This window comes from Streptomyces sp. SID14515, from assembly GCF_010548505.1.
GTDB lineage: Bacteria > Actinomycetota > Actinomycetes > Streptomycetales > Streptomycetaceae > Streptomyces > Streptomyces caviscabies.
On sequence record NZ_JAAGMH010000019.1, the window covers coordinates 42,710 to 51,138 of the forward strand.

Consider the following 8,429-nt stretch of genomic DNA (forward strand, 5'->3'; position numbering starts at 1 on the left):
ACTCCCTCAGGAGATGTTGTGACCGGCGCTGACTACTTGCTTCCGCTCCGCACGAAACTGCGCTCCATGCGCACCGAGTCCTTCGGGGCCGACCCGGCCGGAGCGCGGATGGAGCGCATCCGCCGCTCGCCCCATTTCGTCGACGGAGCGTTCCAGAACCCGGTGGGGGCCCGGACCAGGCCCTCGGGTTCCACCGTCGAATTCGCCAAGATCTACTTCCACAAGGAGCAGCGGGCCCGCCGGATGCCGACGGGCACCGTGCCGGTCCACGCCACGACCCTCGCCGATCTGGCCACACCGCCCGCCTCCGGGCTCCGGCTGACCTGGATGGGCCATTCCAGCGTGCTGGCCGAGATCGACGGCCGGCGGATCCTGTTCGACCCGGTCTGGGGCGAGCGCTGTTCCCCGTTCCCGTTCGCCGGGCCCAAGCGCCTGCACCCCACTCCGCTGTCGCTGGCCGCGCTCGGCCCCGTGGATGTCGTCGTGATCTCCCACGACCACTACGACCACCTCGATCTGCCGACGATCCGCGCCCTGGCCGGCACGGACACGGTCTTCGCCGTGCCGCTCGGCGTCGGCGCCCATCTGGAGCGCTGGGGTGTGCCCGCGGCCCGGATGCACGAGCTCGACTGGAACGAGACCGCGACGGTCGCCGGAATCAGCCTCACCGCCACCCCCGCACGCCATTTCTGCGGGCGCGGGCTGCGCAACGGGCAGCACACGCTCTGGGCGTCGTGGGCCGTCGCGGGTCCGGAGCACCGGATCTACCACAGCGGGGACACCGGCTATTTCCCGGGCTTCCGGGACATCGGGGCCGAGCACGGGCCCTTCGACGCCACCATGATCCAGATCGGCGCGTACTCGGAGTACTGGCCGGACATCCACATGACCCCGGCCGAAGGCATGCGCGCCCATCTGGACCTCCAGGGCGGCAGCCCGCACGGCGTGCTGCTGCCGATCCACTGGGGCACCTTCAACCTGGCCCCGCACGCCTGGGCGGAGCCGGGCGAGTGGACGAAGGACGCCGGCGAGGACGCCGGCCAGGCGGTGGCGTTCCCCCGGCCGGGCGAACCGTTCGAACCGGCAGGAGCCCTCCCCACGGAGCCGTGGTGGCGACCGCTGTCCGCGACGCTCGCCCGGCCGTGGCGCCGCACCGAGGAGCAGGCGGGCCCCGGTCCCGGTCCCGGCCCCGAGGCGGCGGCCCGGGGCGACCTGGACCTCGCCGGGGAGCGCTGACCGCTCACCGGCCCATGGCTCGGGGCCGCCGCCGGTTCGCCCGGCGGCGGCCCTTCGGCGACTCAGCCCAGCCGGGACACCGCGTAGGCCTCGATCGCGTCCCGCTGGTACTCCGCCAGGCCCGGGGCGATGGCCTCGTACGCGGCGCGCCACTGCTCGTTGTCCACGCAGGACCGCCCGATCGCGCGGTACTCGTCGGCGGATACGGGGTGCAGCGCCATCAGCGCCCGGTACTGCGCGTCGATCTCGGCCTGCACGGGCTCGGCGTCGGCCGGGGCGCCCGCGGCCATGTGCTCGGCCAGCCGGATCATCAGCGCCGTGCGCTCGCGCTGCCCCGCCTCGGCCTCGGCCGGTGTGGTGGTGGCGGCCAGCCGGCCGGCCTTCTCGTGCAGGCCCGGGAAGTCGCGCAGATTCGCCTCGTACAGCGAGGCGTCAATGCCCTCGAACAGGTTCTCCGGTCGGTTGATGGCGGTCATGGGCGTGCCGTCCCTTCTGGACTGTTCCAGTTCGGCGATCGTGCGGGAGACGGTCGCGGCCAGGGTGTCCAGCCGGTCCCGCTCGGCGAGCAGCCGCAGATGGTGTCCGCGCAGGGCCTCCACCGTGTCGACCTGGTCGGCGAGGACCCTGCCGATCTCCGGCAGCCCGACGTCCAGCGCGCGCAGTACGAGGATCTGCTGCAGCAGCAGAAGCTGGTGCTCCTCGTAGTAGCGGTGGCCGTTGGAGCCGATCCGGGCCGGCGGCAGCAGGCCGATCTCGTCGTAGTGCCGCAGGGTCCGGGCGGTCACCCCGGACATCCGGGCGACCTCCGCGATCGGCCAGTCCATCGCCACTTCCCACTCCCTCACGAGCGCTTCACCGGGCCGGTCTCTCCGGCCCTGGTCATGACCGTAGAAGCTGCCGCAGCGGCAATTTCAAGCCCGGATCCGCACCGGACGGGCTCAGCAATCGCCCTCTTCCACGGTGATGGAGAGGCTGACCTGGATGCTCGTCAGTCCCGGTTCCGGTTCCGGCGGCGACACGCTCAGACAGAACGCGGCGTCGACGTCCTTCGCCGTGACCTCGAACCGGTCGACGGAGCGGTCCGCGTCCTCGTCGTAGGGGTTGTCCGCGTCCTCGACGTACACCACGCCGCCGTTCGAGGGGCCTTCGCCGCTCTCCTCCAGCGCGTCGCGGATCATGCTGTCGTAACCGCCGGTCCAGGAGCCGAGGGTCTGCGGCTCCGACTCCAGGTTCCGCACGGCCACCCGCACGGCGTCGCGCAACTCGCCCTCGCTCCAGGAAGAACTCGCGTAGAGGTAGAAGATGCCTCCGGCGGCGAACAGCAGGGATCCGATGATGAGGCCCGCCCCGACCGGGTTTCTCGGGTTGTAGACATAGCGGCTGGTTCCCCAGTTCGAGCGGATGAATATCGGCTCGTCGTCATGGTCCTTGCTCATGTCCGGGAGCCTAGTTGTCGGTTGTTCCCGGCCGTTGGGCCGGTTCGCGACGCACCTGCGCGGTCTTTTTCGCCGGGACAACGCAACGATCACCGCCCGGTGCGCGTCTCATCAAGCGTGATGGATCTTCCTGAGTCTCCGGACCCGGCCGACAGCTATGACGACGACGACGAGAGCGTCCGCCCCGGCCCGTGGTGGCGCCATGCGCTGTGGGTGGCGGCCGTCACCGCCGCCGGAGTGGCGCTCGGCTGGGTGGGAGCCCTGTTCCGCATCGGGCCGGAGGAGTTCGGTCTGCCGCCCGCCGCTCCGGGACCGCTCTGGCCCTATCTGCTCGCCTGGACCGCGATAGGCCTGGTCCTCGCCGCCGTGCTGCGGTTCGTGGCGGCCAGGGTTCCGGTCTACGAACCGGAGAAGGCCCTCATCGGGACCGTCCTGATCGGTACGCGTCTCTCGCTCGGCTGGCGGCCGGAGCCCATGGAAGTCGCCGGTCTGGCCGCGGTCGCGCTGCTGCTGGTGGCCGTCTGGTGCGCCGTCGCACTGCGCGGGGCGGCCGTGGTGCGACGGTCCGAGAACGCTTCGAGCGCCGCGTAGCGACACGTGCGGGCGGCCGGGCGGAGGCCCGCGCACGACACGCCGCCCGCTCCGGTGCCGGTGACGGCGGACACGCCCGGAGCGCGGGGCACACTGGGTCAGCCCCTGAATCCCCGTACGAAGGAGCGTGCAGTGGCACTCACCCGTGAAGAGCGCGAACAGTTCCTCGCCGAACCCCATGTCGCCGCACTCGCCGTCGCGTCGGGTGCCGGAGACCGGGCCCCGCTCAGCGTGCCGATCTGGTACGAGTACGAAGCGGGCGGCGACGTCCGGATCCTCACCGGCCGCACCTCGCGCAAGGCGGAACTGATCGCGGCCGCGGGCCGGTTCACACTGCTGGTCGACCGGCTGGAGCCGACCATTCGGTACGTCTCCGTCGAGGGGCCCGTCGTCGACACCCGCCCCGCCACCCGAGCGGACCTGGAGGAGGTGTCGGCGCGCTACCTTCCGGCCGAGAAGGTCGCCGGCTACGTGGAGTTCGCCTGGGAGAACCACGGCGAGCAGGTCGTGATCACCCTGCGCCCCGAGCGCTGGGTCAGCTCGGACCTCGGCCAGGTCTGAGCCGCGGACGCCACGGCCCCCGCTGTCGCGTCCGCCGCGGTGTCGGCGGGGGCCTTCCACGTGTGGCGACGCCGGTACGGGGGAGGCGTGCCCCATGCGTTCCTGGACTCTCGACGACATGCCCGACCTCGGCGGCACCACCGCCGTGGTCACCGGCGCCAACAGCGGCATCGGCGCGGTGACCGCTCTCGTGCTGGCCCGCTCCGGCGCCCGCACCCTTCTCGCGTGCCGCGATCCGGAGCGCGGCCGACGCGCCGTGGACGCCGTCCGCCGGGCCGCTCCCGGCTCGGACGCCCGGCTCGTCCGCCTCGATCTGGCCGATCTGAGCAGTGTGGCCGAGGCCGCGGAGGCCATCGCGAAGGAGGTCGACGGGCGGCTCGATCTGCTGGTGAACAACGCCGGGGTGATGGCTCTGCCGCCACTGCGTACGGCGGACGGGTTCGAGATGCAGTTCGGCACCAACCACCTGGGCCACTTCGCCCTGACGCACCGGCTGTTGCCCGTCCTCGGCCTCCAGGGGCCGGCGCGCGTGGTGACCCTCTCCTCGCTCGGCCACCGCATCGGCCGCATCGATCTCGACGACCTCAACGCCGAGCGCGCGTACCGCAAGTGGCGGGCCTACGGTCAGTCCAAGCTCGCCAACCTGCTGTTCACCGACGAACTGGACCGGCGGTCCCGCGCCGCCGGCCGGGACCTGACCGCGCTCGCGGCCCACCCCGGCCTGTCGGCAACGGAGTTGGGGCAGGCCGGACCGCGTCTGGCCGGGCGGAACTGGGCCGCGAAGCTGGAGCGGGCCTCGCGCATCTACACCCAGCCCGCCTCGGTGGGGGCGCTGCCCGTTCTGTACGCGGCGACGCTGCCGGACGCCCCGGGCGGCTCCTACTACGGCCCCGCCCACCTCGGCGAGTCCCGGGGAGCGCCCGCGCCCGCCCGCAAGTCGCAGCGCGCCCAGGACGCGGCCATGGCACGGGCGTTGTGGGACGAGTCGGCCCGGCTGACCGGACTGGACGCCGACGCCGTGTGACGCGTGACGGGGCCACCGAAGTCATGTCGTGCGGCCCCGGGGCGGGTTGATAGGAAAAGGCGATGGACACCGATACGCCGGAACCGCCGGCCTCCCCGGATCTGCTGGACTCTTCGGACCCCCTGGCCCCCTTGGCCCCCCTGGCCCCGCTGGACCGCCTGATCGCCGAGCGGGCCTGCGAGCGCCTGGTCGTCGAGTTCGTCCGCACCCCTCACGCCGTCCGCGCACCACGGCTGCTTCCCGCCGCCCGCTGAGACGAACGCCCGGTGCCCGGCAGGAGGACCTGCCGGGCACCGGGCGACGTACCGTACGAGCGTGCCGGGGTCAGACCGCCGGGGCCGGGTAGGTCGGGTACTCCACGCCGGAGACGTGCTGGACGACCCGGATGACCTGGCACGAGTAGCCGAACTCGTTGTCGTACCAGAGGTAGAGGATCGCGTTGTCGCCGTCGACCTTGGTGGCGCCCGCGTCGACGATCGAGGCGTGGCGCGAGCCGATGAAGTCGCTGGAGACCGCGTCGGGCGCGCTGATGAAGTCGATCTGGCGCTTGAGCGGCGAGGCCAGCGACACGTTGCGGAGGTAGTCGAGGACCTCCTCACGGGTGGTCTCGCGCTCCAGCCGCAGGCTGAGGATCGCGATCGAGACGTCCGGCACCGGGACGCGGATCGAGCTGCCGGTGATCGGCGCGTCGAGGTCGGGCAGCGCCTTCGCGACGGCCGAGGCGGCACCGGTCTCGGTGATGACCATGTTGAGCGCCGCCGAACGGCCACGACGGTCGGAACCGTGGTAATTGTCCAGCAGGTTCTGGTCGTTGGTGTACGAGTGGACCGTCTCGACGTGCCCGCGCAGCACACCGTACTCGTCCGCCATCGCCTTCAGCGGCGGCACGATGGCGTTGGTCGTGCAGGACGCGCAGGACAGGATGCGCTCGTCCGGCTTGACCGTGTCGTGGTTGACGCCGTGCACGATGTTCGGGACGTCGCCCTTGCCCGGCGCGGTGAGCACGACCTTGGCGATGCCCGGCTGGAGGTGCTTGGAGAGGCCCTCGCGGTCGCGCCACCGGCCGGTGTTGTCGATCAGGATGGCGTCCTTGATGCCGTACGCCGTGTAGTCGACCGTTGTCGGGTCGTCGGAGTAGATCACCTTGATCTCGTTGCCGTTGGCGATGATCTTGCTGTTCGCCTCGTCGACGGTGATCGTGCCCTGGAACTGGCCGTGGATCGAGTCGCGCCGCAGCAGCGAGGCGCGCTTGACGATGTCCTGGCCGGAGCCCTTGCGGACGACGATGGCCCGCAGGCGCAGGCCGTTGCCCGAGCCGGCCTTCTCGATGAGCAGACGGGCCAGCAGACGGCCGATGCGGCCGAAGCCGTAGAGCACGACGTCACGCGACGCACGGCGCTCGATCTTGTTCTCGCCCGTCGCCCCGGCGACGGCCTCGGCGGTGAACTCCTCTACGGAGAGCCCGCGCCCGTCGGCCCGGTACGTCGCGGCCAGCATGCCTATGTCGATCTGGGACGGGCCGAGGTCGAGCGTCGTCAGCGCCCGCAGGAACGGCATCGTCTCGGTGACCGAGAGTTCCTCACCGGCGATCTGCCGGGCGAAGCGGTGGGTCTTGAGGATGCTGACCACCGACTTGTTCACCAGGGAGCGGCTGTGCAGCAGGACATTGACGTCCTGCTCGCGGTGCAGCTTCCCGATGATCGGGATCATCGACTCCGCGATCTCCTCGCGGTGCATCCAGTTGGTGAACGAGTCGTCATTGACAGTCACAAGTTTATCTTTCGAGCTAGGCGGCGCTCATATGGTAACCGGACCGCCTTCCGCCCCTTCGGGCGGTGCCCTACCTGCGCGTAAACCCGGAACCGGCGGCCCTTGCGCGACCTCGCCGCTCTCGATGTGTCCAGCATGTGGGCAGCCGTCTGCGGGGCGGGGCGATTCGGGGTCAACGCGGCGCAATCGGGCGCGCGTGCGAGCGGTCATACCAGAGTGGGACGGATGGCGGGCAAGTTCGACAACTGCCCGTCGCGCATACGTCATTGACGACTACCGTGTGTGCCCGGTGATCAACGGTGGGCTCATAACGTTCGGGCCTGCCCGACCGATGACCGGAGCCTGACCGACCACCGTAGGGGCCACCTCATGAACGCCGGCACGACCGCCGATCCCCGGTGCCCCCTGTACCGAGGACGCTGATGTCTCAACTTCGCGCACCCGAAGCGCGACCGGACCGCCGTGAGGGCGGGCGGCACGGCCGCCCCGGCACGCGCGCCCACTCGGCCACGAGCAGGCCGCGCGCCGCAGGGCCTTCCCCCGACGCCCGCATACGCCCCCAGCTGCTGCGGACCGCGCTGCTCCCGGCCATCGCCGCGGTGCTCAGCGGAGCCGCGGCCGTCATCTTCACCGTCCGCGCCGGAGCCGTCGGCTCCTCGCCCAGCCTCTGGGCGGCGCTCGGCGGATCGGCCGCCCTGGCCGTCGCCGCCGTCGCCGCCGCCTACCTCGGCGCCAACCGCGTGGCCGGCCAGGTCCTCGACCGGGCCCTCGCGCTCCGCCGGGCCAGCGCCCAGGGCCAGGCCGAGCTGCAACGGGTGATGGAACAGCTCCGCAACGGCGAAACCGTCGCCGCCCGGCGGCCGCCGCAACCAGCCGCGCCCGGGGCCGACGCCTTCGACCTGCTCGGACAGGAGATGGCACGGGCCCAGGACGCCGCCGTAGCCTCCGTCGTCCAGGCCTCCCAGCTCTTCAGCAGCACCGGCAACGAACAGAAGGTCGAGGTCTTCGTCAACCTCGCGCGACGGCTGCAATCCCTCGTCCACCGCGAGATCCAGATCCTCGACGAGCTGGAACACGAGGTCGAGGACCCCGACCTCCTCAAGGGCCTCTTCCACGTCGACCATCTCGCCACCCGGATCCGCCGCCACGCGGAGAACCTCGCCGTACTCGGCGGGGCCGTCTCCCGGCGGCAGTGGAGCAACCCGGTCACCATGACCGAGGTGCTCCGCTCGGCCATCGCCGAGGTCGAGCAGTACCCCCGGGTCAAGCTGGTCCCGCCGATGGACGGCACCCTGCGCGGCCACGCCGTCGCCGACGTGATCCACCTGCTGGCCGAGCTGGTCGAGAACGCCACGGTCTTCTCCGCCCCGCACACCCAGGTGCTGCTGCGGGTCCAGCACGTCACCGCCGGGCTCGCCCTGGAAGTGGAGGACCGCGGTCTCGGGATGCCGGACCACGAGCAGAAGCGGATGAACGCCCTGCTCTCCGACCCCGACCAGGTCAACGTGGCCCATCTGCTCCAGGACGGCCGGATCGGCCTGTTCGTCGTGTCGGCCCTGGCCCGCCGCCACGGCATCGCCGTCCGCCTCCAGAGCAACATCTACGGCGGTACGCAGGCGGTGCTGGTCCTTCCGCAGTCGCTGCTCGGGACCGACCCGGACGCCCCGCCGTCGCCCGACGCCGTGCCCGTACCGCCCCCCGGCGCCGTGCACCGGCCGCCCGTCGAGGCCGGGAACGGAAGCGGAACGCCCCGGCGGACGGCCCCGGCCCAGCCGCCCACCAACGGCTCGCGCGCGCCCGGCCCCGGGCAG

At 71.8% G+C, this 8,429-nt stretch carries 9 protein-coding genes; 6 read left to right on the forward strand and 3 right to left on the reverse strand.

The features are described from left to right. The first annotated feature begins 18 nt into the window (after window positions 1-18). A complete protein-coding gene (locus G3I54_RS03365; protein ID WP_164610914.1) occupies window positions 19-1,236 on the forward strand; it encodes an MBL fold metallo-hydrolase in 1,218 nt (405 codons plus the stop codon). A 62-nt stretch (window positions 1,237-1,298) separates the two neighbouring features. Here G3I54_RS03365 and G3I54_RS03370 read toward each other — a convergent pair whose 3' ends face one another. Together G3I54_RS03370 and G3I54_RS03375 are read right to left on the reverse strand one after the other, a co-directional pair. Continuing rightward, on the reverse strand, window positions 1,299-2,060 hold the full coding sequence (locus G3I54_RS03370; protein WP_164610916.1) for a MerR family transcriptional regulator: 762 nt from the start codon (window positions 2,058-2,060) through the stop codon (window positions 1,299-1,301). A 114-nt stretch (window positions 2,061-2,174) separates the two neighbouring features. After that, window positions 2,175-2,672: a hypothetical protein gene (locus G3I54_RS03375; RefSeq protein ID WP_164610918.1), complete on the reverse strand. Its 498-nt coding sequence runs from the start codon at window positions 2,670-2,672 to the stop codon at window positions 2,175-2,177. 120 nt (window positions 2,673-2,792) lie between these two features. Between G3I54_RS03375 and G3I54_RS03380 the strand changes: the two genes are divergently transcribed. The 4 genes from G3I54_RS03380 (at window position 2,793) to G3I54_RS39250 (ending at window position 5,102) form a co-directional block, all read left to right on the forward strand. Next, window positions 2,793-3,263, forward strand: a complete 471-nt coding sequence (locus G3I54_RS03380) for a hypothetical protein (protein WP_164610920.1) — start codon at window positions 2,793-2,795, stop codon at window positions 3,261-3,263. A 132-nt stretch (window positions 3,264-3,395) separates the two neighbouring features. Continuing rightward, window positions 3,396-3,824, forward strand: coding sequence for a pyridoxamine 5'-phosphate oxidase family protein (locus G3I54_RS03385; protein WP_164610922.1), 429 nt, complete (start codon window positions 3,396-3,398; stop codon window positions 3,822-3,824). Between the two features lie 94 nt (window positions 3,825-3,918). Further along, window positions 3,919-4,848: an oxidoreductase gene (locus tag G3I54_RS03390; protein ID WP_164610924.1), complete on the forward strand. Its 930-nt coding sequence runs from the start codon at window positions 3,919-3,921 to the stop codon at window positions 4,846-4,848. 62 nt (window positions 4,849-4,910) lie between these two features. Then, window positions 4,911-5,102, forward strand: coding sequence for a hypothetical protein (locus G3I54_RS39250; protein ID WP_239144213.1), 192 nt, complete (start codon window positions 4,911-4,913; stop codon window positions 5,100-5,102). Between the two features lie 70 nt (window positions 5,103-5,172). On the opposite strand, the gene G3I54_RS03400 is transcribed toward G3I54_RS39250, so the two are convergent. Beyond that, on the reverse strand, window positions 5,173-6,618 hold the full coding sequence (locus tag G3I54_RS03400) for a glyceraldehyde-3-phosphate dehydrogenase (protein ID WP_137228475.1): 1,446 nt from the start codon (window positions 6,616-6,618) through the stop codon (window positions 5,173-5,175). 422 nt (window positions 6,619-7,040) lie between these two features. On the opposite strand from G3I54_RS03400, the gene G3I54_RS03405 reads away from it, so the two are divergent. Continuing rightward, on the forward strand, window positions 7,041-8,429 hold a 1,389-nt coding region (locus G3I54_RS03405), incomplete at its 3' end, for an ATP-binding protein (RefSeq protein WP_164610926.1).

Bases quoted from the DNA above. Each gene is read 5' to 3' on its own strand.
- G3I54_RS03380 (WP_164610920.1), top strand. From the start codon at position 2,793: ATGGATCTTCCTGAGTCTCCGGACCCGGCCGACAGCTATGACGACGAC.
- G3I54_RS03375 (WP_164610918.1), bottom strand. From the start codon at position 2,672: ATGAGCAAGGACCATGACGACGAGCCGATATTCATCCGCTCGAACTGG.
- G3I54_RS39250 (WP_239144213.1), top strand. From the start codon at position 4,911: ATGGACACCGATACGCCGGAACCGCCGGCCTCCCCGGATCTGCTGGAC.
- G3I54_RS03370 (WP_164610916.1), bottom strand. From the start codon at position 2,060: ATGGACTGGCCGATCGCGGAGGTCGCCCGGATGTCCGGGGTGACCGCC.
- G3I54_RS03390 (WP_164610924.1), top strand. From the start codon at position 3,919: ATGCGTTCCTGGACTCTCGACGACATGCCCGACCTCGGCGGCACCACC.